Source organism: Roseovarius litorisediminis (genome assembly GCF_900172295.1).
GTDB lineage: Bacteria > Pseudomonadota > Alphaproteobacteria > Rhodobacterales > Rhodobacteraceae > Roseovarius > Roseovarius litorisediminis.
Window position 1 is genome coordinate 62962 of sequence record NZ_FWFL01000002.1, and the last position, 26878, is coordinate 89839.

23 protein-coding genes and 1 tRNA gene are annotated in these 26878 nt (G+C 57.5%); 20 read left to right on the top strand and 4 right to left on the bottom strand.

Annotated elements, in window-relative coordinates; genetic code table 11:
- The first annotated feature begins 73 nt into the window (after nt 1-73).
- Nucleotides 74-1732 carry an ABC transporter permease gene (locus PEL8287_RS03715; protein WP_085891455.1) on the top strand — a complete coding sequence of 553 codons (1659 nt, stop codon included), beginning with the start codon at nt 74-76 and terminating at the stop codon, nt 1730-1732.
- Nucleotides 1733-1737: 5 nt separating this feature from the next.
- On the top strand, nt 1738-2967 hold the full coding sequence (locus tag PEL8287_RS03720; protein ID WP_085891037.1) for an ABC transporter permease: 1230 nt from the start codon (nt 1738-1740) through the stop codon (nt 2965-2967).
- A 62-nt stretch (nt 2968-3029) separates the two neighbouring features.
- Here the strand turns inward: PEL8287_RS03720 and PEL8287_RS03725 are convergent, their stop codons facing one another.
- The gene (locus PEL8287_RS03725; protein WP_085891038.1) at nt 3030-3647 is read right to left on the bottom strand and encodes a TetR/AcrR family transcriptional regulator; all 618 of its coding nucleotides are present in this window, start codon (nt 3645-3647) and stop codon (nt 3030-3032) included.
- 440 nt (nt 3648-4087) lie between these two features.
- Here PEL8287_RS03725 and mbfA point away from each other — a divergent pair, with 440 nt between their 5' ends.
- From mbfA to PEL8287_RS03775, 10 genes are all read left to right on the top strand, one after another.
- Nucleotides 4088-5065 (top strand): iron exporter MbfA, encoded by a 978-nt coding sequence (gene mbfA, locus PEL8287_RS03730; RefSeq protein WP_085891039.1) that lies wholly within the window; start codon nt 4088-4090, stop codon nt 5063-5065.
- A gap of 124 nt (nt 5066-5189) precedes the next feature.
- A complete protein-coding gene (locus tag PEL8287_RS03735) occupies nt 5190-6122 on the top strand; it encodes an AEC family transporter (protein WP_085891040.1) in 933 nt (310 codons plus the stop codon).
- A 209-nt stretch (nt 6123-6331) separates the two neighbouring features.
- Nucleotides 6332-7165 (top strand): S-formylglutathione hydrolase, encoded by an 834-nt coding sequence (gene fghA, locus PEL8287_RS03740; protein WP_085891041.1) that lies wholly within the window; start codon nt 6332-6334, stop codon nt 7163-7165.
- A 3-nt stretch (nt 7166-7168) separates the two neighbouring features.
- Nucleotides 7169-8599: a Si-specific NAD(P)(+) transhydrogenase gene (sthA, locus tag PEL8287_RS03745; protein ID WP_085891042.1), complete on the top strand. Its 1431-nt coding sequence runs from the start codon at nt 7169-7171 to the stop codon at nt 8597-8599.
- Nucleotides 8600-8651: 52 nt separating this feature from the next.
- On the top strand, nt 8652-9101 hold the full coding sequence (locus PEL8287_RS03750; RefSeq protein ID WP_085891456.1) for a YaiI/YqxD family protein: 450 nt from the start codon (nt 8652-8654) through the stop codon (nt 9099-9101).
- A gap of 138 nt (nt 9102-9239) precedes the next feature.
- Nucleotides 9240-11153: an acyltransferase family protein gene (locus tag PEL8287_RS03755; protein ID WP_085891457.1), complete on the top strand. Its 1914-nt coding sequence runs from the start codon at nt 9240-9242 to the stop codon at nt 11151-11153.
- 133 nt (nt 11154-11286) lie between these two features.
- The gene (locus PEL8287_RS03760) at nt 11287-12255 is read left to right on the top strand and encodes a DMT family transporter (protein ID WP_085891043.1); all 969 of its coding nucleotides are present in this window, start codon (nt 11287-11289) and stop codon (nt 12253-12255) included.
- A 9-nt stretch (nt 12256-12264) separates the two neighbouring features.
- Nucleotides 12265-12885, top strand: a complete 621-nt coding sequence (locus tag PEL8287_RS03765; protein ID WP_085891458.1) for an HAD family hydrolase — start codon at nt 12265-12267, stop codon at nt 12883-12885.
- A complete protein-coding gene (locus tag PEL8287_RS03770; RefSeq protein ID WP_085891044.1) occupies nt 12882-13799 on the top strand; it encodes an ornithine cyclodeaminase family protein in 918 nt (305 codons plus the stop codon). Before PEL8287_RS03765 ends, PEL8287_RS03770 begins: the two co-directional genes overlap by 4 nt.
- Nucleotides 13796-14713 carry an alpha/beta fold hydrolase gene (locus PEL8287_RS03775; RefSeq protein WP_085891045.1) on the top strand — a complete coding sequence of 306 codons (918 nt, stop codon included), beginning with the start codon at nt 13796-13798 and terminating at the stop codon, nt 14711-14713. Before PEL8287_RS03770 ends, PEL8287_RS03775 begins: the two co-directional genes overlap by 4 nt.
- A gap of 85 nt (nt 14714-14798) precedes the next feature.
- On the opposite strand, the gene PEL8287_RS03780 is transcribed toward PEL8287_RS03775, so the two are convergent.
- Nucleotides 14799-16031: an MFS transporter gene (locus PEL8287_RS03780; RefSeq protein ID WP_085891459.1), complete on the bottom strand. Its 1233-nt coding sequence runs from the start codon at nt 16029-16031 to the stop codon at nt 14799-14801.
- Between the two features lie 156 nt (nt 16032-16187).
- Here PEL8287_RS03780 and zapE point away from each other — a divergent pair, with 156 nt between their 5' ends.
- Nucleotides 16188-17246 carry a cell division protein ZapE gene (gene zapE / locus PEL8287_RS03785; RefSeq protein ID WP_085891046.1) on the top strand — a complete coding sequence of 353 codons (1059 nt, stop codon included), beginning with the start codon at nt 16188-16190 and terminating at the stop codon, nt 17244-17246.
- 99 nt (nt 17247-17345) lie between these two features.
- On the opposite strand, the gene PEL8287_RS03790 is transcribed toward zapE, so the two are convergent.
- Nucleotides 17346-18065, bottom strand: coding sequence for a type 1 glutamine amidotransferase (locus PEL8287_RS03790; RefSeq protein WP_085891047.1), 720 nt, complete (start codon nt 18063-18065; stop codon nt 17346-17348).
- A gap of 59 nt (nt 18066-18124) precedes the next feature.
- Nucleotides 18125-19084 (bottom strand): GlxA family transcriptional regulator, encoded by a 960-nt coding sequence (locus PEL8287_RS03795; protein ID WP_235862180.1) that lies wholly within the window; start codon nt 19082-19084, stop codon nt 18125-18127.
- A gap of 88 nt (nt 19085-19172) precedes the next feature.
- On the opposite strand from PEL8287_RS03795, the gene PEL8287_RS03800 reads away from it, so the two are divergent.
- The 7 genes from PEL8287_RS03800 to cmk all read left to right on the top strand — a co-directional run bounded on the left by PEL8287_RS03800 (nt 19173) and on the right by cmk (nt 26863).
- On the top strand, nt 19173-20423 hold the full coding sequence (locus PEL8287_RS03800; protein ID WP_085891460.1) for a sarcosine oxidase subunit beta family protein: 1251 nt from the start codon (nt 19173-19175) through the stop codon (nt 20421-20423).
- Nucleotides 20424-20436: 13 nt separating this feature from the next.
- Complete coding sequence (locus tag PEL8287_RS03805) at nt 20437-20724, top strand: sarcosine oxidase subunit delta (RefSeq protein WP_085891049.1); 288 nt, start codon at nt 20437-20439, stop codon at nt 20722-20724.
- Nucleotides 20721-23669, top strand: coding sequence for a sarcosine oxidase subunit alpha family protein (locus PEL8287_RS03810; protein WP_085891050.1), 2949 nt, complete (start codon nt 20721-20723; stop codon nt 23667-23669). Before PEL8287_RS03805 ends, PEL8287_RS03810 begins: the two co-directional genes overlap by 4 nt.
- On the top strand, nt 23662-24228 hold the full coding sequence (locus PEL8287_RS03815) for a sarcosine oxidase subunit gamma (RefSeq protein WP_085891051.1): 567 nt from the start codon (nt 23662-23664) through the stop codon (nt 24226-24228). The genes PEL8287_RS03810 and PEL8287_RS03815 overlap by 8 nt, the downstream gene beginning before the upstream one ends.
- Nucleotides 24229-24282: 54 nt before the next feature.
- On the top strand, nt 24283-25275 hold the full coding sequence (locus PEL8287_RS03820; protein WP_085891052.1) for a helix-turn-helix domain-containing protein: 993 nt from the start codon (nt 24283-24285) through the stop codon (nt 25273-25275).
- Nucleotides 25276-25392: 117 nt separating this feature from the next.
- Nucleotides 25393-25466, top strand: a tRNA-Gly gene (locus tag PEL8287_RS03825).
- Nucleotides 25467-26248: 782 nt separating this feature from the next.
- Entirely contained in the window at nt 26249-26863 is a 615-nt protein-coding gene (cmk, locus tag PEL8287_RS03840; RefSeq protein WP_085891461.1) for a (d)CMP kinase, read from the top strand.
- Nucleotides 26864-26878: the final 15 nt, after the last annotated feature.

Genomic DNA, 26878 nt, shown 5'->3' on the forward strand with positions numbered 1-26878 from the left:
GGGCCAAGTTGGCCCCTTCCATGCCAACCGCGAAACGGCGGTGGCCCATAACAAAAAGACTGACGGGGATGACATGAGTGATATCGCAGATACCGGCCCGGTTCTGGCAGCTGACGGCACACCGCTTAAGCGCAGCCTTGCTCGCGCGCTGAGGGTTCAGAAAACCCGGGCGCTCCTGTTGATCGCGCCACTTCTGGCGTTTGTTCTGATCTCATTTATCTGGCCCATTGGGGTCATGCTTTTCCGTTCGGTCGAGAACGAGATCGTCGAAAATACGTTGCCGAACACCGTTAAGGAGCTTGCGACCTGGGATGGTGGCTCACAAGAACTGCCGCCTCAATCTGCGTTCGAGGCCCTGTACTTCGATATGTTCGCCGCGACCGAGCTGAAACGCCACACGCGTCTCGGCACTCGACTTAACTATGAAAAAACCGGTATCTCATCGCTGTTCCGCCAAAGCGGCCGGAAACTGGACGATCCCGGTAAGGATTACCGTAAGGCCTTGGGTGCGGTGACGTCCGACATAACCAAATCTGCAACCTGGCTTGAACTGATCAGCGGGGCATCGGATGCGGCCAGGTCAGCCCCTCTGGTTGCCAGTCAGCGCCAGCGGCTTTCGACACTGGATGACCGGCAAATCAAGGGTGACCTCAGCTTTTCGCCGTCTGCCGATATTGTACAGCTTTTGCCGCGCGCGGCGCGCGAATACACCGCCTTTGCCCTGTATACGGAACTTGTCGATGGCAAGGATGTGGCCAAGACCAAGCCGTGGGAATCTGTTTATGTGGCACTGGCCGCAGATTTGTCAGACGCTGATGTCTCGGGGTATAACGGGCCTCACGCGCAGATGTTGCGCGACCTGGTCGCAGCCGACGTTACGGCACCGGACTTCCGCGCTATTTTCACTGATATCGACAAAGACTGGGGCGCGCTTGAAACCTGGCGCACGATCCAGACCCATTCGAAACCTTACACAAGCGGTTATTTTCTGAATGCGATCGACATGCAGAAAACGCCCGAAGGGGCCATGGCGCAGCCGGAAAACAAGCAGATCCTTGTTAAACTTTTCATTCGCACACTGATCATGTCGCTGATCATCATGGGGTCCTGTGCCCTGCTTGCCTATCCTGTCGCCTGGATTCTGGCCAATCTGCCTGCGCGAAAGGCAAATATCCTGATGATCTTTGTGTTGCTCCCGTTCTGGACGTCACTTCTGGTCAGGACGTCGGCGTGGAAGGTCATGCTGCAGCAACAGGGCGTGATCAACGATGTGCTTGTCTGGCTGGGGCTGGTCGATGATGCGGACCGGCTTATCATGATCAACAACCAGTTTGGCACGATCGTCGCGATGACGCACATCCTGCTACCTTTCATGATCCTGCCGATGTATTCGGTGATGCAGACGATAAACCCCAGCTACCTGCGCGCCGCCAAATCATTGGGCGCAACCAACTGGACAGCCTTCTGGCGGGTGTATTTTCCGCAGACAATACCGGGCATCGGCGCGGGTGCGATTCTGGTGTTCATCCTGTCGATCGGTTACTACATCACGCCCGAGATCGTCGGCGGCACCAAGGGTGTCTTTATCTCGAACCGAATTGCCTATCACATTTCCAGTTCGCTTAACTGGGGCCTTGCGGCCGCGTTGGGGACGATACTGCTGGTGGTGGTGCTGGTTCTCTACTGGGCCTACGACAAGATTGTCGGCATTGACAACGTGAAGCTGGGGTAAGGCAGATGGCAAACACATTGGATAATATCACCGTACCCGTTTCGCTTCCCTTCACCCTGTCACTGGTGGGGCTTCTGGTGGCTGCGATCGCCTTTGTTGCGGGCGTTTCAACCGCCTCTGACTTTTCCGAGTTTCTGCTGACGGTCGGGGCTGGTTCCGGGTTGGCGATTGGTTTTGCCTTTGCGCTGATTTCACTGTTTGATACGGCCCGCCCGGCAATGATCGTAAGTGCCTTGCTTGGTGCCGCGATTGGTCTGTCGCTAGGCAGTTCTGGTGGCGCGCTGTTTGGGATCATTTTTGGTGTCGTCGCAGCGCGGTTGATCTTCTGGGTGCATCTGCGCCAATACCGCAGAGGCCTGCCCACCTATCTGACATCAAATCAGGTGCTCTGGCACTATGGGTTCCGGGCGATCTGTGCCGCGATCTTTATCTTTCTGATTACCCCGATCCTGGTGGTGCTACCACTCAGCTTTAACGCCGAAGATTTCTTTACCTTCACGCCCGAGATGCTGAGCCTGGATCCTGAAGGCTTTTCGCTTAAGCACTACAAGGATTTCTGGAATAGCAACGAATGGCAGAGATCCTTCAAGAACTCGTTGATCATCGCGCCGATTGCGACGATGATTTCGGTGTCTCTGGGTACTTTGGCCGCGATCGGGCTTAGCCAGTCGCATGTACCGTTTCGCCGGGCAATCATGGCTGTTTTGATCTCACCGATGATCGTGCCGCTGATCATCTCGGCCACGGGCATGTTCTTTTTCTACTCAAAAGTCGGCAACTTCATGGAAGGTACGCTTGGGCTGGATAAAAACCTTGTTGGTTACATCAAGGTGGTGCTGGCCCACGCGGTTCTGGGTATCCCGTTTGTGATCATCACGGTGACGGCGACGCTGGTCGGCTTTGATCGCTCGTTGACACGGGCGGCGGCCAATATGGGTGCTGATCCTGTGACAACCTTCTTCAAGATACAGATGCCGCTGATCCTGCCCGGTGTAATTTCAGGGGGCCTGTTCGCTTTCATCACGTCGTTTGACGAGGTTGTGGTGGTTTTGTTTGTCGGTTCAGCCAGCCAGAAAACCCTGCCTTGGCAGATGTTCACGGGTCTGCGCGAACAGATCAGCCCGACGATCCTGGCGGTGGCCACTATCCTTGTGATTATCTCAATCGCGCTGCTGACCACGGTTGAACTGTTACGCAGACGATCCGAGCGGCTGCGCGGCATGAGTCCGACCTGACCAGTTCAGAACCGGATTTTGAAAAGAAAAATAAGGGCGCCCATCTTGGGCGCCTTTTTCTTTCAGGCGCGGTAGCGGGCCAAAAACATTTCGACAGCGCCGTTTACGACGCGTTCAATATCAGTCTCGGACACGTCTTTTGCCACGCCGCAAAGGCTGCGCACGAACAGGTCGCTTTTGCATAGCTCGCCAAACTGGTTGGCGGCCAGATCCACATCGGCGATTTTCAGATCTCCTCGCGCGATGTAAATTTCAAGCAGGGTGCCCAACCGTTTGCGCAACAGCGCAGGGCCGGATTCGTAAAACTTGCAGCCAAGTTCTGGAAAACGATGAGATTCCGAGACGCAAATGCGAAAAACCTGTTGCCCGAAGTCCGACAGGAAAAACCGGACAATTCGGTCAGCCGCTTCGTGCAGCACCTCTTCTATCGGGGCGTCTGCGCCAATCACCGACAACGCCTCTTGTGCTTGACGGTTGCACTCCAGCCGGGCCACCTCCGAAAACAGCAGCCGCTTGTCGGGGAAATAGCTGTAAAGCGTGGCTTTTGATACCTCGGCTGCGCGGGCTATCTCATCGACACTGGCGCCTTCAAAGCCATCCCGCATGAATATCCTGCGCGCACCTTCCACCACCTGATCGAATTTGCGGCCTTTTTTGATTTCTGCGGCAATCGCCGTCATGCGAGTTCTCCCCGTGAGCCTACATAGTCTAGTCGTCTCGGCATGGGTCCCGCAAGCACATCTGCGTGTGATGCAGGCAGGGCGTACCCGCCTGCATCATGACCAAGGGCTATTTGTTTATCCCGTCTGCGTCTTTCGTCGCCGGCTGAGGTTCCGGTTCGGGGAAGGTCAGCACAGGGGTTATGCTGTCAATGTTCATGCTATACGCAGGGGCAACACTTAGCAAAAGAACGAGGGCGGTCAGGATGGGTTTCATATCTGTCTCCAATCTGAACTAATCAGTTCATAATTTGATAAGTAAACTATTCGGTTTAGATTTCAAGATCAAAACTAAACCGAATAGTTTACTTTTTTGAATATCAGATATGCAAATATGAGTGGCCTTGCGCAGTGGGCCCCATCTGCTAATTCAGTACTCTTCTGACAAAGGAGCCGAACTCATGATTCCCGGTGTCACGTCCCGCCGACGGTTCAAAGACCTCAGCGAACAAGAGCTGCTTGGTCTGGCCATTTCCTCGGAAGAAGATGATGCGCGTATCTATCGCAGCTATGCCGAAAGGCTTCGCGCAGATTTTCCGGACACCGCCAGGGTATTCGAAGGCATGGCGGTGGAAGAAGATGACCACCGGCAAAGGCTGATCGACCTGCACGAAGCGCGTTTTGGCAAGGTCATCCCGCTGATCCGCCGCGAGCATGTGGCCGGATTCTATGCCCGTCGCCCCATATGGCTGATAGAAAACCTGGGAATCGAACGTATCCGCGCCGAAGCTGAAGCGATGGAAAGCGATGCAGAAGCTTTCTATCTGAAGGCCGCGCAACGTACGAGCGACTCCGCGACGCGGAAACTTTTGGGCGATTTGGCGGCTGCCGAGGCGGGCCATCAGCACCGCGCCGGAGAGCTTGAGGCAGAACATCTGGATGAGAACGCCAAGGATGCCGAGGCGCGCACCTCTCATCGGCAATTTGTGCTGACATGGGTGCAGCCGGGATTGGCCGGGCTGATGGATGGTTCGGTGTCGACGCTGGCGCCGATTTTTGCGACCGCCTTTGCCACACATGACACCTGGACCACTTTTCTGGTCGGACTGGCCGCCTCGGTTGGTGCCGGGATCTCGATGGGCTTTACCGAAGCTGCCAGTGACGACGGCGAGCTTTCTGGCCGTGGATCACCCGTTAAACGCGGCTTTGCCAGTGGGATCATGACCACAGTAGGGGGCCTGGGCCACGCCCTGCCTTACCTGATCACCGATTTCTGGACCGCGACAGTCATTGCTTTCATCGTGGTGTTTATCGAGCTTTGGGCCATTGCCTGGATACAGAACAAATTCATGGAAACCCCATTCTTTCGCGCGGCCTTTCAGGTGGTTCTGGGCGGGGCGCTGGTTTTCGCGGCCGGGGTGTTTATCGGCAGCGGCTAGGCACCTACGGCGGGGATGTCTGGGGCAAGAAGATACAGGTGTACCGGGCGTTCTTTTCCATTGAATTCTGCAAACAAGGGCGCTTGCCAATTGACGGCGGGGAAGAAGCTGCTACCAAGTTTTGATGCTGGACATATTTCTTCAGACGTTACCGTTTTTTCTGATCATCGGGCTGGGATACGGCGCTGGTAAGACCGGGTTTTTCAACGAAGAGGCCACGGCATGGCTGACCAAATTCGTTTTCTATTTTGCCCTGTCTGCGATGATTTTTCGATTTGCCGCCAACCTTTCGCTGTCCGAGGTATTCGACTGGCGTTTCATCTTTGCTTACCTCTGGGCCACCGGATTTGTCTATGGCATCGCCACCCTTGTGGCCTTTCTTCGTGGCGTCAGCATCGAAGAGGCGGCAATTGAGGCGCAGTGTGCCGTGATCGGGAATGTCGGTTTCCTGGGGCTGCCGATGCTGGCGATGCTGATGGGCGAGGCTGCAATCGGGCCTGTGATGCTGATGCTGTCCGTTGATCTGATAGTTTTCAGCTCTTTGATCGTGGTCCTTGTGACCGGCTCGCGCGATGGCAGGATGAGTTTCGCCATTCTGCGCACCGTGGGGCTTGGCCTGTTGAAAAACCCGATGATTGTCAGCATCGTTCTGGGTCTTGCGTGGTCAGGTCTTAGCCTGCCCATCCCCGCGCCGATGAACGATTTTTTGACGATCCTTGGTGCCGCCGCCACCCCCGGTGCGCTTTTTGCCATCGGTGCATCGCTGGCATCAAAATCGGCCGAGCGACCGTTTGTTGCCGGCTGGCTGTCGTTCTGCAAACTGGTGCTGCATCCGGGTTTTGTCGCGTTGTCCGCCCTTTATATCTTCCCGATAGCGGCCTACCCGGCCGCAGTGATGATCGCGGCTGCCTCACTGCCGGTGGCTGGAAACGTCTATATCCTTGCGCAGCACTACGGCGTCGCGCCGCAACGGGTTTCGGCGTCTATCCTGATCTCGACCGCTATGGCTGTGTTGACCGTATCGCTTGTGATCGGCTGGGTCAGCGCTCTGTACTGAAAAGTCGGCACCCATTTCGCACGAATGTAATCCAGTGACCGCAAATCATGGGTTTTCAACATTTCCAGCATCCAAGCGCCGTTTTCATCTTTAAAATAAAAGTCTCCGATTGCCTTCACTTGGCTCCGGGTGTCGGTTTTGGCGTTTCGCAAACGCCGACAGATTGTTAGACAGTGTGCAGCTAGGCCGAACACCAGAAGGATTTGATCATGGAAACCGTTTCAGAAAACATCTGCTTTGGCGGCGTGCAGGGTGTCTACACTCATAAATCTGACGCCTGCAGTTGTGACATGACCTTTGGTCTGTTCCTGCCGGAAGAAGCCAAGGATGGCCCCGTGCCGGTGCTGTGGTACCTCAGTGGCCTGACCTGCACCCATGAAAACGCTATGACCAAAGCCGGAGCACAGGGCTGGGCAGCCGAACAGGGCATCGCGCTGGTCTTCCCCGACACCTCGCCGCGCGGCGAAGGCGTGGCCGATGACGACGCTTATGATCTGGGCCAGGGCGCCGGATTTTACGTCAATGCCACCCAAGACCCCTGGGCGCCGCATTTCCGCATGTGGGATTATCTGGCGGACGAACTGCCCACCCTGATCACCCGCAACTTTTCGGTTGATGAAGAGCGTCAGGCCATCACCGGCCATTCCATGGGCGGGCACGGCGCGCTGACGCTGGCGATGGGCCTGCCGGGGCGGTTCCGTTCGGTTTCGGCCTTTGCGCCGATCTCGAACCCGACACAGTCGGATTGGGGCCGCAAACAGCTGGGCGCCTATCTGGGCAATGATGAGGCAAAATGGGTCGCCCATGACGCCAGTATGCTGATGCGCGAGGTGGGGTTTGACGGCCCGCTTCTGGTTGATACCGGCACAGCGGATCAGTTCATTGACCTGCTGCGGCCCGAGGCCCTGTCCGAGGCCACAATCGCCCGCCGTCAACAGGCCACTCTGCGGATGCAGCCGGGCTACGACCACAGCTATTTCTTCATCTCGACCTTCATGGAAGATCACGTCACCTTCCACGCTGAAGCGCTCTATTCGGAGTAAACCATGAGTCATTACGATCTGATCATCATCGGCTCGGGCCCCTCGGGCCGGTCCGCCGCCATTCAGGCCGGCAAGTTGAAACGTCGGGTTCTGGTCGTGGATAAAAAGGACCGGCTGGGCGGGGTCTCGGTGCACACCGGTACAATTCCGTCGAAAACCCTGCGCGAAACGGTGCTGAACCTTTCGGGCTGGCGGGAACGCAGCTTTTATGGCCGGTCCTACCGCGTCAAAGAGGATATCGAGGCACAAGACCTCAAGGCGCGACTGCACAAGACGCTGGATTACGAGGTGGACGTGCTTGAGCATCAGTTCAACCGCAACCATGTCGATACCCTTCTGGGTCTGGCCAAGTTCACCGGGCCCAATTCCATTGAAGTGGCCACCGAGGCAGGTGAAACCACCAATCTGACCGCAGATAATTTCCTGATCTCGACCGGCACCAAAACCTATCGGCCCGATTACGTACCATTTAACGGCCGCACCGTCGTCGACAGCGACGAGTTTCTTGAACTGGCCCAGATCCCGCGCAGTCTGGTTGTGGTCGGTGCGGGCGTCATCGGAGTTGAATATGCCACCATGTTCTCGGCTCTGGATGTGCGGGTCACGCTGATCGAGCCGCGCGACAGCTTTCTGGATTTCATCGACCGCACGCTGATTCAGGATTTCACCCATCAGATCCGCGAAAACGGTGTCGATCTGCGTCTCGGGTCACCCATTGAAAAGATCGAGGATGCTGGCGAACATGTCGAGGTGACCATGGGCAATGGCCGCCATGTACGCAGTGAAATGCTGTTGTTCGCAGCCGGGAGGATGGGCGCCACATCCAGCCTGAATTTGCCTGCGATCAGTCTGGAAACCGATCATCGTGGCCGCATTGAAGTGGATCGTAAAACCTATCAGACTTCCGTGCCGCATATCTATGCCGCAGGCGATGTGATCGGCCATCCCAGCCTTGCATCAACCGCGATCCAGCAGGGCCGTGTTGCCGCCTGTCACGCACTTAACGTGCCAACGCTCGAGGAAAGTCCCTGGTATCCCTACGGCATCTATTCGGTGCCCGAAATTTCCACCTGCGGCATGTCCGAAGAAGAGATGCAGGACCGCGGTATACCCTACGAAGTGGGTGTCGCGCGCTTCCGTGAAACTTCGCGAGGCCATATCATGGGGCTGGAACACGGACTTCTGAAGATGCTGTTTTCGCTCAAGACCCGCCGGGTGCTTGGGGTGCAGATCGTGGGCGAAGGTGCAACCGAACTGATCCACATCGCCCAGGCGGTGCTGAATCTGAAAGGCACCGTGGATTATTTCGTGCAGAACACCTTCAACTATCCGACCTTGGCCGAGGCCTATAAAATTGCGGGGCTGGACGCGTTCAACCGCATGCCAATTCCCGAAGAATTCAAAGTGAAGCGCAGCAAAAAAGTGAAAGCCTGACCACGATTTTTCGCAGAAAAATCGCATGCCGCCTGACCCGGAAAGAAACACCATGGCCATTTACGTTGATGCTGATGCCTGCCCGGTCAAATCCGAGGTTGAAAAGGTTGGTACCCGCCATGGCTTGCAGATGTTCATCGTCTCAAACGGGGGCCTGCGTCCTTCGCAAAACCCCCTTGTCGAGACCGTTATTGTGCCCGACGGCCCCGACGTGGCTGACATGTGGATCGCAGAACGTGCCGGGCAGGGTGACGTGGTCATCACCGGGGATATTCCGTTGGCCGCCAGATGTGTCGAGGCGGGCGCGCAGGTGCTGAAACACAACGGCGAGGCGCTGACCGCCGCCAATATCGGCAACGTGCTGGCGACCCGTGATCTGATGACCGACCTGCGCGCCGCCGATCCATTTCGGCAGGGGGGGGGCCGCGGCTTTACCAAGGCCGACCGCTCGCGTTTCCTGGATGCACTTGAAAGGACCATCCGCGCGGCCAAACGGCTCTGACGACTCCCGGACTGCGGGCAATGCAACGGCACGCCACATCGGCCCTGGGCTTTACCGGCCCGGGCTTGAGAAAACACCTTCCAGTTGTTAAAGCAAGATTCAACGATTATGTCCGGTGACCTTCAAGGAAAAGTTGCTTTGAGATATCGTGCTGAAATCGACGGGCTGCGCGCCGTGGCGGTGCTGCCGGTGGTCTTTTTTCATGCGGGTTTCAAACCCTTCGGTGGTGGCTTTGTCGGTGTCGATGTCTTTTTCGTCATCAGTGGCTACCTGATCACCAGCCTCATTCTCGAAGAACTCAGCGCCGACCGGTTCAGCCTGGCCGGGTTCTATGACCGACGCGCCAGACGCATCCTGCCGACGCTGTTCTTCGTACTGGTCTGTTCGATCCCTGTCGCCTGGTTCATACTTCTGCCCCGGGGCCTGTCCGAGTTCCTGCAAAGCGTCATGGCAGTCGGCTTTTTTTCGTCAAACATCCTGTTCTGGCTCCAGAGCGGTTATTTCGACACCATGGCCGAGCTCAAGCCGCTGCTCCACACCTGGAGCCTTGCCGTCGAAGAGCAGTTCTACATCCTCTTCCCGCTGCTGCTGATGGGCCTGTGGCGGTTCGGCACCCGATCGGTGTTGACGGTCCTGGCCACTCTCTTCGTAATCAGCCTCGGCCTCGCCCAATGGGGCGCTTACGTGTATCGACCTGCAACCTACTTTCTGCTGCACACCCGCAGTTGGGAACTTCTGATCGGCAGCTTCGCGGCGTTCCTCCTGCGGGGCGAACAGGTTGCCGCGGGCCGTGAGCGCAGCAACCTGTTTTCGATGCTCGGGTTGCTGGCGATCGCCTTTGCGGTGGTCAGTTTTGATGAGCGTACCCCGTTTCCAAGCCTTTATGCGCTGCTGCCGACAGTGGGGGCCGCCCTGATCATCCTTTTTGCGGTGCCAGGAACCCTTGTGCACCGCGTCCTGAACCTGAAGGTCTGCGTCTGGATCGGGCTGGTTTCCTACAGCATATATCTGTGGCACCAGCCGCTTTTCGTTTTCTCCCGTTATCTCTTTGGCCTGCCTCAGGGCTCCTATCTGTTTCTGGGCCTCACGGGTGTGGCACTCGCTCTCGCTTGGTTCACCTGGCGTTTTATAGAACAGCCGTTCCGCCGAAAAAGGTTCCGTGTCTCATCGGTGCTGATCACCGCCGTCGCCGCCAGCATCGTCGTTATCTCAGTGGGCAACGCCTTGTTGGAACTGCCAAGGCCGACGGTCGATGCGCTTGACCTCAAGACACAATGGCAGGGCTGGACAGACTGTCCCCCCTCGGGCGGATGGGACCATGCCAGTGGCAAATGCGCGATCCTGACCAAGGGAGTGGCGCCCACGATGGCGGTCATCGGTGACAGTCATGCCCAGCATCTGGCATCGGGGATCCGTGACGCGCTAGCCGAGTCCCCGGAAAATCCGATCATCTTTGTCAGCGGGGGGTGTTTCCCGGTGATGACCGGGGGCCGAGAATATGACGGCTTCATGCAGTGCGCTGATGATTTCATCGACAAATCCCTAGCCTACACTTTGGAGAATGACGGGATCGGCAAAGTGGTGCTGAGCGGGTATGGCGTTTGGGAATTGCTGAAGCAAAGGGCGCATGACGACCCGTATCTCAGTCAGCCTGAAATCGACACCCGACAGGCCCTGCTGCTGGAGGGGATGCGCGCAACCGTGGGCAAGCTGCTGGCAGCGGGCAAGAAAGTTCTGCTGATAAGTGACAACCCTGAATTGATGGTAAATCCTGCCCATTGCAGTACGCGGGCCGCAGGCTGGTTCGGCAATTGTCCGCAACGCCTGCCACGCAGCGACGTCGACGACAGCCTCGGGGAAATGGATCAGATCCTCCGGGATCTGCAAACCTTCCATCCCAACCTTGCCGTATTCGACCCGCGTACGGTGTTCTGCGACGCTGCGTTTTGTTATTCAGGCGATCCGCAGGACAGCTGGTACCGGGATCACGACCACTTGACGCCGGCAGGCTCGGTCAGGCTGATGCAACCGGCACTACGCGGTTTCGACTGACACCAGCGCTGCCCCGGTAATCACTGCAACACCCGGTTCAGCGACGTCGGGTACGGATTGTCGGAGCTGCGGGGTTTACAAACGTCGGGGCCTGGCCTTTTGTGGCGTGACCATTTTGGAACAGCGGATTTTCATGACCACAACATCCATACAGCGCTCAAACCTGACTGGTGCCGGTTTTGCGCTTGTGGCGGTCTTGTGCTTTTCGCTGAATGACGTGGGCATAAAATTTCTCAGCAATGACTATGCGCTGCATCAGATCGTGCTGATCCGGGCGTCGGTGGCAATCCTGACGTTCTGCGCCTTGATCATGCCTTTCAGCGGAGGCCTGCGCGTGTTGCGCACCCGCCGCCCCGGTGCACATCTGATTCGGGGTATCTGCGTGGTGCTGGCCAACAGCTTTCTGTTTCTGGGCCTGTCGGCCATGCCCATTGCCGATGCGGTTGCGGTATTTTTCATCTCGCCGCTGGTCATCACTGTCTTCGGCGTGATCTTCCTGCGCGAAGTGGTTGGGCCGGTTCGCTGGACAGCGGTTGCGGTGGGGTTTCTGGGGGTTCTGATCATCATCAAACCGGGCACCTCGGCGTTTCAGATCGCTTCGCTTTTTCCAATGGCGGCGGCTGTGCTTTATGCCGTCATGCACATGATGGCCCGCAAGATCGGTGGCACCGAAAGTGCAGCCACGATGGCGATCTATATCCAGCTGACGTTCCTGCTGGCCAGTTCACTGATCGGGTTGTCAGTGGGCGACGGGCGTTATGCCGGCAGCGAACACCCCGCACTGGCATTCCTCTTTCGGGCCTGGGGCCCGATTGATCCGGGCGACTGGCCGCTTCTGATCATGCTGGGCGTCAGCGGTCTGCTGGGTGGCTTTTTCATCTCTCAGGCGTACCGCCTGTCCGAAGCCGCCTTTGCCGCCCCTTTCGAATATGTCTCGATGCCGCTCGCCATCATGTGGGGTGTGACCGTATTTGGCACCTGGCCCGCACCGACCGCCTGGATCGGAATCGCCCTGATCCTTGGTTCGGGACTTTTTCTTTTGTGGCGCGAGTCGGCCAAGGGCAAACCGGTTGCCGCCTCGGCACCGACGCGCAAGGGATAGGCGATGACAATGAAGGTGCAAGCCGTGATCTGGGATATCGGCAATGTGCTGATCGAATGGCAACCCGAGCGGTATTTCGACCAGCTTATCGGACAGACGCGTCGCGCGCAGCTATTCGCCCAGGTGGATCTTTTTGCAATGATGGACCGGATTGATGCCGGTGCGCCCTTTGCAGAAACTATCGAAGAAACCGCATGCGACCATCCCGACTGGCAGGCTGAAATCCGCCATTTCCGGGATAACTGGACAGCGCTGGCCAGCCCGGCGATTGAGCATTCCGTTCGTTTGTTGCGTGCCTTGAAATCCGCTCAGGTGCCGGTCTTTGCCCTGTCGAATTTTGGCGTCCAGAACTTTCCGTGCAGCCGGGTTCAGTTCCCGTTTCTGGGTGAATTCGACCGGTACTACATTTCCGGCCAGATGGGCCGGATCAAACCTGATCCGGCGATTTATGCCGCAGTCGAGGCCGATTGTGGCATCGCGCCCGAACATCTTTTGTTTACCGACGACCGATCGGACAATATCAACACTGCAATCGCCCGTGGCTGGCAGGTGCATTTGTTTGATGGCGCCAAAGGTTGGGCGCAATGTCTGGTCCGCTCCGGACTGCTGATCAAGGAGAATGCTGTATGAGCATCACCATCATCCCTTTTGAAAAGGGCGAGGCGAATCTGGACTGGACGGCGCTGTGCCAGGCCCTGGCCAATGGGCACGCCCTGCCCAAGGCCGAGATTGGTGATACGTTTCTTTATCGTTCTCCCGATACGCTGCTGTCGCGCTCGGCCTGGATTGACGGGATGGGCATTGCGGTGAAATCCGTCACGGTGTTTCCCGGTAATCCGGCCGCTGACAAACCGCTGATCCACGGTGCTGTTACTTTGTTCTCTGACACCGACGGTACGGTTGATGCAGTGCTGGACGGCCAGCTTGTAACCAAATGGAAAACCGCAGGTGATAGTCTCTACGCTGCCACAAGACTGGCCCGACCGGATAGTGAAAACATCCTGATTGTGGGTGCGGGTACCGTCGGCCACAGCCTGTGGAGCGCCTACCGCACGGCATTCCCCGAGGCCCGCTTTACCCTGTGGAACCGCACCCGTGACAATGCTGAAAAGATGGCGGCGGATTGTCCGGGCATGCAGGTCGCAGACGATCTCGAGACCGCGATCAAATCCGCCGATATCGTCACGTCGGCCACCATGTCGACCGAACCACTTATCAAAGGCGAGTGGTTTCAGCCGGGTCAGCATATCGACCTGATAGGTGCCTACCGCTCTGACATGCGCGAGGCCGACGATACCGCGATGCAGCGCGCGCGGGTTTTTGTCGACAGTTTCGATACCACTGTAGACCACATCGGCGAAATCAAGACCCCGCTTGAAACGGGTGCCATCGCGCGGGCCGATCTGGTAGCAGATTTTTACGAGCCTGAAAAATTCAGGCGCAACAGCGCGGATGAGATCACGCTTTTCAAAAACGGGGGCGGCGCGCATCTGGATCTGATGACCAGCCGCTATATCCTTGATGCTTGGAGGGGGGCAGAATGATCTGGTTTTTGCTGATACTCGCAATTGTCATCGCGGCTCCTTTTGTGCGCGAGGCGATGAAACCGCAAATGGATGACACCCTGCGCCGGTCCGCGCCGGGGGAATTTGAACAGCTTTCGCGCGGTCTGACGCATTACCAATGGTTCGGCGGTACCCGCGGGCCGGTGGCGGTGTGTGTCCACGGCCTGACCACGCCCTCGTTTGTCTGGGGACCAATCGCCGAGGGGCTAGCCGCCATGGGCTTTCGCGTTCTGGTCTATGATCTTTACGGGCGGGGCTATTCGGATCGCCCCAAAGGCCCGCAGGATCCTGCGTTTTTTGTGACCCAGCTGGAAGAGTTAATGGAAAGTCAGGGTATCGAGGATGAAATCACCCTGCTGGGCTATTCCATGGGGGGTGCCATCGTGACGGCCTTTGCGTCTTTGTCCCCGGCGCGCCTGCGTCATCTGGTGCTTCTGGCGCCCGCCGGGCTGGGGCACGATCTGGGCCCGCTGGTCCGGATTGTCACGCAACTGGGCTGGCTGGGCGATTGGCTGATGCTGGCTTTTTACGAACGCTCCTTTCGCAAGGCAACCGAAGCCGAGCGGAAATTGGATAGCCGCATCGAGGACATCGTCGATCTGCAACAGAACGAATTGCGTATCCGAGGATTTGTACCCGCTGTTCTGGCGTCGCTGAAAGGTACGCTTGATCACGACCAGGATGAGGAACATAGGGAAATCAACAAAGAAGAAGTTCCCGTGCTGGCGATCTGGGCCAAGGATGATGACGTGATCCCGATCAGTGGTCTGGGCAAACTGGCGCAATGGAACCGCGCCGCGCGTCAAGAGGTGATTGAAAACGCCGGTCATCAGCTGGCCTATACGCACACCGACGAGGTGCTGCATGCGATGCGCGATCTGATGAAGGACTAGGACCGCAGATTTCCGCACACCTTACAAAATCCGCATACAAACCTTACGGACCTGCAGGCGAGCGTCCTGTTCATGCAGGGTGTCTTTAGGCCGGGCTCATTTTCTGCTCGCGCACTGGCAAATGTACAATCGCGCTGAACGCACCTATTCCCACCCCAATCCACCAGACCAGCGTGTAATCACCATAGACATCATACAGCCGGCCACCCAACCAGACGCCCAGAAAACTGCCTAACTGGTGGGAAAAAAAGACAATTCCATATAGCGTTCCCATATAGCGCAGCCCGTATATATGCGCGATCAGTCCGCTGGTCAGCGGCACCGTTGCCAGCCAAAGTGCACCCATCGACACCGAAAACAAAAGCACCGTCGCAGGCGTGATCGGGTTCATGATAAACGCCGCTGCCACAATCGTCCGGCCCAAGTAAATACCTGCAAGTAAATACTTTTTTGTGTATCTCTTGCCCAGCCAACCCGCTGTCAGCGTGCCCGCAATATTGGCCACCCCAATCAGCGAAATTGCAATGGCCCCCAAGGCCGACGTGCTGGTTACCCCCATTCCATGCAAAAACCCACCCGGCGAAATCGGCCCGCAAAGCTCGGTCACAAAGGCCGGAAGGTGGGCCGTGAGGAAACCCAGCTGATAGCCACAGCTGAAAAAGCCAAGGAAAATCAACGTGTAAGACGGGTCGCGAAAGGCTTTGCCAAGAATCGCGCCCATGCTTTCCTCTAATTCGGCCTTGCTGGCCCGCGCCGGTGCCCGCATCAACGGCAAAAAGGCCAATGTCGCCAATATGGTAGCGGCAAAAACCAGAAACACCATTTGCCAGTTCATCAGCCCCAGAAGATATTCGGCTACCGGCGCCCCAAAGACCTGTCCCGCCGACCCGGATGCCGTGGCAATCGCAAGGCTCATGGACCGGTTCTCGTCCGAGCTTGCCCGTCCGACCACCGCCAGAATAACCCCGAATCCAGTGCCTGCGATCCCAAATCCTACAAGGATTTCATAGAGTTGATGCGCCTCCGGCGTGACTGCAAATGATGACAGAACCAGACCCGCCGCATAGGTCAAAGCGCCGAGGATGATGGCCTTTCGGTCCCCCATTTTTTCGGCGAAAGCGCCAAAGATTGGCTGCCCGATGCCCCAGGCAAGGTTCTGAATTGCGATTGCCAGCGAAAATTCCGACCGCAGCCAGCCGAATTCTTCGGCAATGGGTATCTGAAAGACCCCAAAGGATGCCCTAATAGCAAAGGATATCAGCATGATAGAACAACCTGCGATCAGCACAGGCGTAAAAATGGAAGCAGGCTTTGCCATCATATGACTCCGGTTTGACCGGCGCACTCTATGGGTTTCAACTTCAGGGTCAATTCAGGCTTTGTGATGGGCATGATTACAATCTGATGGGTGCTTATGTTGTCCAACCCTCTGATCTTGCTTTCCTAAACAGCTTCGGCACGGTATTGCGAACCTATGGAAACGCTGCCCAACCGCTACGCCCGGCTTGTCGCCGAAGGTGTGCTGACGCCTGACCCTGCGCAACAGGCTGTCATGCCCGAGTTCGAACGTATCCGCGAAGCGCTGGGCGAGCCTGTAAAAAAAGGTTGGTTCCGCAAGGCACCCGAAGCGCCCAAGGGTCTTTATCTTTGGGGCGGGGTCGGTCGGGGTAAATCGATGTTGATGGACATGTTTACCGACACGATCGACGTGCCCAAACGGCGGGTACATTTCCATGCTTTCATGCAGGAAATTCACGCTGGCATGCACGCCGCGCGGCAACGCGGCGAGCAGGATGCGCTGGCACCTGTGGCGCGTGATGTGGCGAAATCCGTACGCTTACTGGCGTTTGATGAAATGCAGATCAGCGACATCACTGATGCGATGATCGTTGGCCGTCTGTTCGAGGCGCTGTTTCAGGCTGGTGTGGTTGTGGTGACAACCAGCAACCGCATCCCTGACGACCTTTATAAAAACGGTCTGAATCGCCAGTTATTTTTGCCTTTTATCGCACTGCTGAAGGAAAAGATGGCGGTGCATGAAATGGTCAGCCCCACCGATTACCGGCAGGATAAACTGGCGAGCGGCCCCAGCTATTTTACGCCGGTGAACGCAGAAACCCGTGCGCAGGTCGAGTCGGTCTGGCAGGATCTGACCGGCGGGCAAGGCGCGCGTCACGCCCTGATCGTGAACAAACGTGAGCTTGAAATTCCGGCATTTCACAACGGTGTGGCAAGGGCATCGTTTTATGACCTGTGCGGTAAACCATTGGGCCCGGCAGATTTTCTGGCACTGGCCGATGCGGTGCGGGTACTGGTTCTGGAAAACATACCACAACTCGGCCGCTCGAACTTTAACGAAGCCAAACGGTTTGTCACCCTGATCGACGCGTTATACGAAGCCCAAGTGAGGCTGATTTGTTCAGCCGCTGCGGCACCGGAATACCTGTATGTCGAGGGCGAAGGCACGTTTGAATTCGAACGTACTGCCAGCCGATTACGCGAAATGCAGTCCGAAGGCTGGGGGCAGCCCTAGGGCGTTTCTTGTAGGAGCACCCTAGTTTTGCAGGAGCCCAATCCAAAAAACAAAGCGTGCGCGAATGCGCACTCCGTTTTAAAAAACCACCTTTGCGGTTCAGGTTTTCGCGGTGGCCTGCAGCCAGTTGATATAAAGCCGCTCGGCCATGTTGTTGAACGTGTCCATTTGTTCCGCGCAGGCGGCATCGAAGGCCGCAACAGCGCCTTTGCCCATCGCTGTTTCCAACGCACCGGCATATTCAGGAATGTCTGCCCAGTTCTTGACGGTGTCGGATTCAATCTCGATGTGGAATTGCATTGAAAAGGCCCGCGTGCCCCATTTCATTGCCTGCACCGTGCAGGCGGGCGATGTGGCCAATACCTGAGCCCCGGCAGGCAGTTTGGTGATCTCGGCCGAGTGCCACTGCAGCGCATCAAACCGTTCCGGTATGCCGTCGAAAAGCACACCTGTGGCGCCGGTCTCGGTCAGTTGCACTTCCAAAACACCAATCTCGGGCGTCTCAGATTTTCCAACTTCTCCACCCAAGGCCTCGGCCAGCAGCTGATGACCAAGGCACAGCCCCAGGAATGGCAGGCCTTTTTCTTCCACCGCCTCGCGGATCAGGGCCTTTTCGTCTTTCAGCCAGGGGTGTGCATCCTCTTGCCATACATCCATCGGGCCGCCCAGAACCCAAAGCGCGTCATAGCCTTCCAACGGGGGTAACGTCTCACCTTCGTCCAGCTCAATCGCATCCCACGTATGGCCATCTTCGGCCAGAAACTGGCGGAAAATACCTGGATGTTCGACGCGTTCATGTTGCAGGACAAGGATGTGCATGGGGGCCTCCGAAAGTTTGTGCCGACCCTAGGCCGGGTCGCAGGGCCATGGCAAGTACCCTATCGGTAACGCGACGGCGGTTGTCGGAAATGCCCGGAATAGACCCGGCTGAAATGGGAAGAACTGGCAAATCCTGTGGCCAGCGCGATCTCGGTCAGGGACAAAGGTGAGTTCCGTAAAAGGCTTTGTGCCTTGTCCAACCGCAAGTCACGGTAATAGCCCATGGTCGACCGCCCCAGCTTTTCGCGAAAAAGGCGGTTTAGTTGGCGCGCGGACAAGCTGGCAATCTTGGCCAGATCATCCAGAGTCAGTAGTTCGGCAACATGGGTTTCCATCGCTTCAACCGCATCAAGAATGGCGGCGTTGTTTGAGCCAACCCGCTCTACCAACCCTGATCGCTGCGGGTCGCCCGAAGGGCGGATTTCGGTATGCAGATACCAGTCACTGACCAACCGGGCAAAAGGGGCGCCGTGATGGCGGGCAATCAGGGCGTGCATCAGGTCGATGGGGGCGGTGCCACCCGCACAGGTCACGCGGTCCCGGTCGATGACAAAAAGCGACCGTTCGATCAGCAGATGGGGTGAAATTTCGGCCAGGGCCCCAACGTGTTCCCAATGTACGGTCATCCTTCGGCCGTTCATCAGACCGGCACGCGCCAGAATGATCGGCCCGCCCGAGACACCGCCCAACTGAACGCCGGATCGGGCTGTGCGGGCCAGAAAATTAATGACCCCCCGGTTATTATAGAGCGTCGGATCGCCACCGGCGACGACAAACAGGTAGTCAAGTTTGAGTTCATCAGAGATGGTGGCCTGAGGCGTGATTGTAGCAGCACCGGAACTACCAATCGGTGCCATCGAGGTGCTGATATTAATCATCTCATATAGTGGCCGTCGGGCCAGAAGATTTGCGGCGCGCATCGGCTCAACCAATGACGCATAGGACATAAGCGCAAAGCCTTCGATCGGCAGAATGCCGATTCGGCGGGTGACAATAGAGTTTGTACCAATCTTGTCCATTTTGGTAATGTATACGGCTATTTTGTGAAAGTCTATTTCTCCGGAAGAAGCGACAGTTGTGTTTAGCTATTTTCGGGGATGCATGCCAATGCGCTACTCAGCGTTTAAGATTTTCAGTCAGGGCCTTACTGGCAACAAGGGTTGGAAACCGGTTTGGCGCGAACCAGACCCCAAGCCGGAATACGATATCGTGATTGTAGGTGCCGGTGGGCATGGCCTGAGTACGGCGTATTATCTGGCCAAAGAATATGGCATGCGCAATATCGCTGTCGTTGAAAAAGGCTGGCTTGGATCGGGAAATATCGGGCGAAATACCACGATCATCCGCTCAAACTATCTGTTGCCGGGCAACGAGCCGTTTTACGAGATGTCGCTGAAGCTGTGGGAAGGGTTGGAGCAGGACTTCAACTATAACGCCATGGTCAGCCAGCGCTCGATTCTGAACCTTGTGCACTCGGACGCGCAGCGCGATGCGTTCATCCGGCGCGGCAATGCGATGTTTCTGGCAGGCGCTGATGCGGAATATGCCACGGCCGAGCAACTGCGGGCCGAGTTACCTTTCCTGAATTACGACAACGCGCGTTTTCCAATCAAGGGCGGGTTGTTCCAGCGGCGAGGCGGCACCGTGCGCCACGATGCGGTGGCTTGGGGCTATGCGCGCGGTGCGGACGAACGCGGCGTTGATATCATCCAGAATTGCGAAGTCACCGGCTTTGATATCGAGAACGGCAAATGCCGTGGCGTGCAAACCTCGCGCGGGGCGATCCGCGCCAAGAAGGTCGCGGTTTGTGTCGCAGGATCTAGTGGTCGCGTGATGGCCATGGCAGGCATGCGCCTGCCGATCGAAAGCCATGTTTTGCAGGCTTTCGTCACCGAAGGCTTGAAGCCCGTCCTCCCAGGGGTGATCACCTTCGGTGCCGGCCATTTTTACGTTAGCCAATCCGACAAAGGCGGTTTGGTCTTTGGCGGTGATATCGACGGCTATAATACCTACGCCCAACGCGGCAACCTGCCGGTGGTCGAGGATGTGGCCGAGGGCGGCATGGCGATCATGCCGATGATTGGCCGCGCCCGTCTGCTGCGCAGTTGGGGCGGGATCATGGACATGTCGATGGATGGCTCACCCTTTATCGACAAGACCCATATCGAGGGCCTCTTTTTCAACGGTGGCTGGTGCTACGGCGGGTTCAAGGCCACGCCTGCATCCGGTTTCTGTTACGCCCATCTGCTGGCAAAGGGCGAACCGCACCCGGTGGCCACACAAATGCGGCTGGACCGGTTCAAGCGCGGTAATCTGATTGACGAAAAAGGGCAGGGCAACCAGCCCAACCTGCATTGAGGAGGGACAGGACATGATTATCAACCATCCGTTGCTTGGCCCCCGCGATGCGGCTGAGTTTGTTTATCTGGGCGACGCAAGCCTGATCGACCGGCCGGACTGGCAGGCCGAAGACGCGGCGGAGGCGTTCTACGAGTACGGCTATCTGCGTGACAACCCGGCAGGTCAGCATCAGGAGCTTTGGTATCACGAACAGGGCGACCGGTCGTGGCTGGTGGTGACGCGCGATACGCTGACACACGAGATTTCAAAGGTTGAAATGGCCCGCGATGTGGCGCGCAGCAGGGGGCGCAGCAAATGAGCCAGACAAACCGGATCAAAGGCGGGTTGATCGACCGCAATCAGGTGATGAACTTTACCTTCAACGGCAAGGCGATGCAGGGCCATGCGGGTGATACGCTGGCCTCGGCGCTGTTGGCGAATGGTCAGCGCCTGGTGGGACGGTCGTTCAAATATCACCGCCCGCGCGGCATTTTCACCGCCGGATCAGAAGAGCCGAATGCGCTGGTTCAGCTGCGCTCGGGGGCTTATCAAGAGCCCAATACGCGAGCCACGGTGGCCGAACTTTTCGATGGCCTGACCGCAACCAGCCAGAACCATCGCGGATCGCTCGAGTTCGATCTGATGGCGGTGACCGATTTGATGGCACCATTCCTGTCAGCGGGCTTCTACTATAAAACCTTCATGTGGCCGCGGGCATTCTGGGAAAAGCTGTACGAGCCGATGATCCGCAAGTCGGCGGGTCTTGGCAGCCTGTCGATGGAGGAAGACCCCGACAGTTACGACAAGGGCTTTGTGCATTGCGATCTGCTGGTGATTGGCGCAGGGCCGTCGGGCCTGTCTGCGGCGCTGGCCGCAGGGCGCGCCGGGGCAAGGGTTGTTCTGGCGGATGAGGATTTCACCCCCGGCGGGCGGCTCAATGCCGAAACGCTTGAGGTCGATGGCACGGCCGGTGCCGATTGGGCCGCGCAGGCAATAGCCGAGCTGGCGGCGATGGATAACGTGCGGATTATGACCCGCACAACGGTTTACGGTGCCTATGATCACGGGATTTACGGCGCGCTGGAAAGATGCACCGATCATCTGGCCAGCTCAGGTGGCAAGCCGCGGCAAATCCTGTGGCGGATCTATTCCAAACGGGCGGTTCTGGCGGCAGGTTCAACCGAGCGGCCGATTGCCTTTGGCAACAACGACCGCCCTGGTGTGATGCTGGCGGGGGCCGTTCGGACCTATGCCAACCGCTACGGTGTGACACCCGGCCAGCAGGTTGCAGTGTTCACTAACAACGATGACGGTTGGCGCACCGCCGCCGATCTGGCGGCTAATGGGGTTGCGATCAACGCGATCATCGACACCCGTGATGCACCGGCTGTCTGCGACGTGCCCGGCGCGCGTCATATCCGCAATGCGGCGGTGGTCGATACCGTGGGCCGCAAAGGCCTAAAATCCGTCACGCTGACAGACGGGCAGGTCATTCCGGTGGATTGTCTGGCGGTTTCGGGCGGGTGGAGCCCAAATGTGCACCTGACCTGCCACCAACGTGGCCGCCCCACCTGGCGCGAAGATATCTGCGCCTTTGTGCCGGGGGCCGATCTGCCACCGGGCATGGCCGTGGCAGGCGCTGCCAACGGCTCGATGACGCTGGCCGCCGCCCTGACCGAAGGTCGCGCCGTTGCCAATGCGCAGATCAAGGCACTGGGTATGACCCCATCGCGCAAGGCAGCACCCAAGGCCGAGGACGAGCCCCGCGATTGCGCGCCGTTCTGGCATGTCGGCGAAAGCAAAAACCGCGCCTGGCTGGATCTGCAGAACGATGTCACCGTCAAGGACGTGAAACAAAGCTACCGCGAGGGCTTTCGCTCGGTTGAGCATCTCAAACGCTACACCACGCTTGGCATGGCCACCGATCAAGGCAAAACCGCCAATATCCCCGCTTTGGCGATCATGGCGGAATGTACCGGCAAGACGTTGCAGGACACTGGCACCACCATTTTCCGCCCGCCGTATACGCCTGTGCCGCTTGGCGCCCTGGGTGGTCGGTCGCGGGGCAAGGATTTCCGCCCCTACCGCCTGACTCCCAGCCACAAATGGGCCAGTGAAAATGGCGCCACCTTTGTTGAGGTCGGCAACTGGCTGCGCGCGCAGTGGTACGCCCGCCCCGGTGAGCAGGGCTGGCGCGACAGTGTCGACCGCGAGGTTGAAATGACCCGCAATTCGGTGGGCATCTGCGACGTGACAACGCTGGGCAAGATCGACGTGCAGGGCAAGGACGCCGCCGAATTCCTTAACAAGGTCTATGCCAACGGCTTTGCCAAACTGGCTGTGGGCAAGGTGCGCTATGGGCTGATGCTGCGCGAGGATGGTATCTGCTATGACGATGGTACCACCGCGCGGATGGGCGAGAACCACTATGTGATGACCACGACCACTGCCAATGCGGTGCTGGTGTTCCGCCGGATGGAATTTGCCCGTCAGTGCCTGTGGCCAGATCTGGATGTACATCTGATTTCCACCACCGATGGCTGGGCGCAGTTTGCCGTGGCAGGCCCCAATGCGCGCAACCTGCTGCGCAAGGTGATTGACGCAGGTCACGACATCTCGAACGAGGCGTTTCCCTTCATGGGCTGTGGCGAGGTCACGGTTTGTGGCGGCATGCCCGCGCGGCTGTTCCGCATCTCGTTTTCGGGCGAGCTGGCTTATGAAATCGCCGTACCTGCGCGCTATGGCAATTCGATGATGCAGGTCTTGATGGAGGCGGGCAAAGAGTTTGATGCCGTCCCATACGGGACCGAAGCGTTGGGTGTCATGCGGATTGAAAAGGGCCATGCCGCGGGCAATGAGCTGAATGGCCAGACCACGGCGTATAACCTTGGCATGGGCAAGATGGTCAGCCAAACCAAGGAATGCATCGGCAATGTCCTGTCACAGCGGCCCGAGATGCTGCTGGAGGATGCGATCAAGCTGGTGGGTTTCCGCCCGGTGGACCGCAGCCAGAAACTGATTGCCGGGTCGCATTTCATCACCAAGGGCGATGAGGCCACCATGGCCAACGATCAGGGCTGGATGACCTCGGTGGCCTATAGCCCCAGCCTTGGCCATTCCATCGGCCTTGGGTTCATCAAAAGCGGCGATACCCGCAAAGGCGAGGTGGTGCGAGCAGTCAGCCCGATCCACGGAACCGAGATCGAGGTTGAGATTGTCTCGGCCCATTTCATTGATCCGGAAGGGGAACGTTTGCGTGCCTGATTATACCCTCACCTCAGCCCCGCCGCTGGCCGGGACCGATATCACGATTGGCGGGGCGCGTCTGACCGCGCCCGCCGATCTGGCCGTTGTCTCAATTGCGCTGCCCCTGGGCGGCGAAGCGGCGGCACAAAAGGCCATCAAAACCGCCTTTGGCACGGCCCTGCCCGAGGTGGGTAAATCCGCCATCGGCAAGAACGGCGCGCGGCTGGTGCGGCTTGGCCGCGATCAGGCCTTTGTGCTCTTTATCCATGCCACACCCGACGCCGAGGCGGTGGTTGCCGCCCGGCTCAAGGGCAAGGCCTATACCACCGACCAGACGGATGTCTGGTGCGCGCTGGAAATCTCAGGTCCGGACAGTCGTGCCGCCCTGGAACGCATATGTCCGTTGGATCTGCATCCGCAGGCTTTTGCTGTAGATGATGCAGCGCGGACATCAATGGAACACCTGGGCACCTTGACCATTCGCACCGGCGAAAATGCGTATCTGCTGATGTCCGCCAGTTCATCTGCCGGGTCATTCCTGCATGCCGTCGAGACCTCGATCAAAAATATCAACTGAAGGATAACCAGCGGAAACAGGGCTCCGTGAGATAAAGGGATAGGAAGATCAAACATGTTTCTTGAGAACCTGCAAACTGACCGGTCCGCTGCATCCAACGCCCTGCATTGTCGGCGCAGCCTGTCTGGGGATTTTGTATTCCTAAGTCAGAATGACAGTGTGGCTTTCGCTGCAGAGGCCTGTATTGATGTCTTGCGCTCGGCCAATCTGTTGATCGGGCAAACGTCCTATTCCTGGACCCACCTACAGGGTGAGAATTGCCTGGCCGATGGCCCAGTGTGCGGGCCTGACCAGACTCTTGTCTTGATCGGCGGCACCGAAAACCCATGGCGACCTGGCGATGCATATCTGCGCGAGCTTCGGTCATGTATCCGCAATGCCGCGCGGGTTTGCGTCGTTGGTGCGGCCATATTTGTACCGCTTGCTGCTGGCGTGCTGGGGGCCAAACAGATATCGGTGCATCCCAATTTCCGCCCCGGCGTGCGAGAATGCGGCCGGATGCTGGATATCATCGAACGGGCAACCTGCCATCACAAGGCACTGAGCAGTGCCATAAGCCCCACGGCTGCGATCCGGATGATGGTGGAATTGGTCGGTGCTCGAGATGGAGAATTTACGCGCTCGGCCTTGTCAAAGTACCTTGGACTGATCGAACCCGAAGAAGAGGGCGTTGCAGGGGAACACTGGCGTTACATGCGTATGGCGCAGGGTAACATGGTAATAAGTGATGCGCTGCAGATCATGCTGGACCACCTTGAGGATACGCTTTCGGTTGGCCAGATTGCCGATATCCTGGATGTATCGCCCCGCAAGCTTGAGCGCGGTTTTCGCGACCTGTTGAAACAGACACCGCTGAAAGTTTACCGCGACCTGCGGTTGGATAGGGCACGCAGCCTGCTGGCGCAGACAGCATTGCCGATGAATGAGATTTCTGTTGCCTGTGGATTCTCAAACGTGACGCTTATGAAGAAGTGGTTCATCGAAAAATACGGTGAACTGCCCGGACAGGTGCGGCAGCACGCCTTTGGCGGGGCGCAGGCCGCCTGATGTATAGGTCTTTGGGCGGGCGTATCGCGTGCACTTCTTAGCAGCGAAACGCAGCCAGCCACGTGGGGCAACCACTTGACCCTGACGCAACATAAGCCTATCCCCCAATTCCGGAACGCGGGTATGGTGAAAAGGTATCACGAAAGCTTCCCAAGCTTCAGTTACGGGTTCGATTCCCGTTACCCGCTCCAGTGGTTTCATTGCAAAACTGAATTCTGCGCACAGGTGCTGTTAGGCACCCAGTTGCGTTAGCGGTTTTGAATAAGGGGTGGTGATTCAGACGGAGGTAAACGCAAGGGTCACAACCAAGCCTGCGCCAATTGCCAAAAGTTCGATAAAGGGCAACCACGTGAGCTTCTGAAAATTCCTGGGTGCATTGCACCACCGCCGGTCGGAAAAGCCGGCTGGAACCTCCAGGAAACGCCGATTACAGTGGATGTCAGTGTTATCGCAGCCAAATATGCAGCGAATTGTCATATCAATCATCTTGTTGAAAATTACTTTTATAGTGCCCGTTTGGGTCCGGCTACGATCATCGTTATTCATTTTACTAGTTACCTACAGTTTTTCGGCCAACGCCAAAGTATTGGTGTATTTTACGCTACTGAACATTCTTTTCCAGTTACAATTGGGCTTAAGTTTGATCTGTTTTGACACGAATGTGCCTTTAAACCTTTGGATCGATATCGCTGGGTCCCAGGGGCATGCGCTGGATTGTTTTCCCTCCTGCAACAATTTTGCGCCTTCGGGGTTTGGTTGTTACGCTTTCACCCGACACTGGTTGCATATTGTTCTGGAATGGATGTCCTTTCCGGGTATTAAACCCAGCAAAGGAAATGTGTCAAAGCTGCCCAAGTTTGACTATTCAGTTTTTGGAAACACTGAGTTTAGCGTGGAAAATGCGGGTTTTACAGGCTCTTGAGGCTTGATGCGCCTTCCGTTACCCATACGCAGGCATAAGGCAGGTTGGTATATGGCATTCACGATCGCAATTGATGGGCCTGCGGCGGCTGGCAAGGGGACGATCTCGAGGGCTGTTGCTTTGCATTTCGGGTTTGCTCACCTGGATACCGGGTTACTCTATCGTGCGACCGGGCGTCGTACGCTGGATGGGACAGATCCGGTTGAGGCGGCGCTGACCCTCCGGCCAGAAGATTTGGATGCCGAGGATTTGCGCTCGCCGGATGTCGCGCAGGCGGCGAGCCGGGTTGCTGCCATCCCGGAAGTACGACAGGCATTACTAGATTATCAGCGTGCTTTTGCCAGCCGCGCTGGCGGGGCCGTGCTGGATGGGCGTGATATTGGTACCGTCATTTGCCCCGACGCCGACGTAAAACTGTTTGTCACCGCCAGCGATGATGTCCGGGCTCGCCGACGTCATAAGGAACTATGCGAAAAGGGCCACGACGTGAGTTTTCTCGAAGTGTTGGAGGACCTGCGGCAGCGGGATGCGCGTGACAGTGCCCGTGCGGCTGCCCCCTTGAAACCAGCCAGCGATGCAATCACACTGGACACGTCCAGCATGTCGATTGACGAAGCGGTTGATCAGGCAATTGAAAGCATTCAGACCGCGCTGGGCAAAACCTGACTTGGTCAAAGGGAT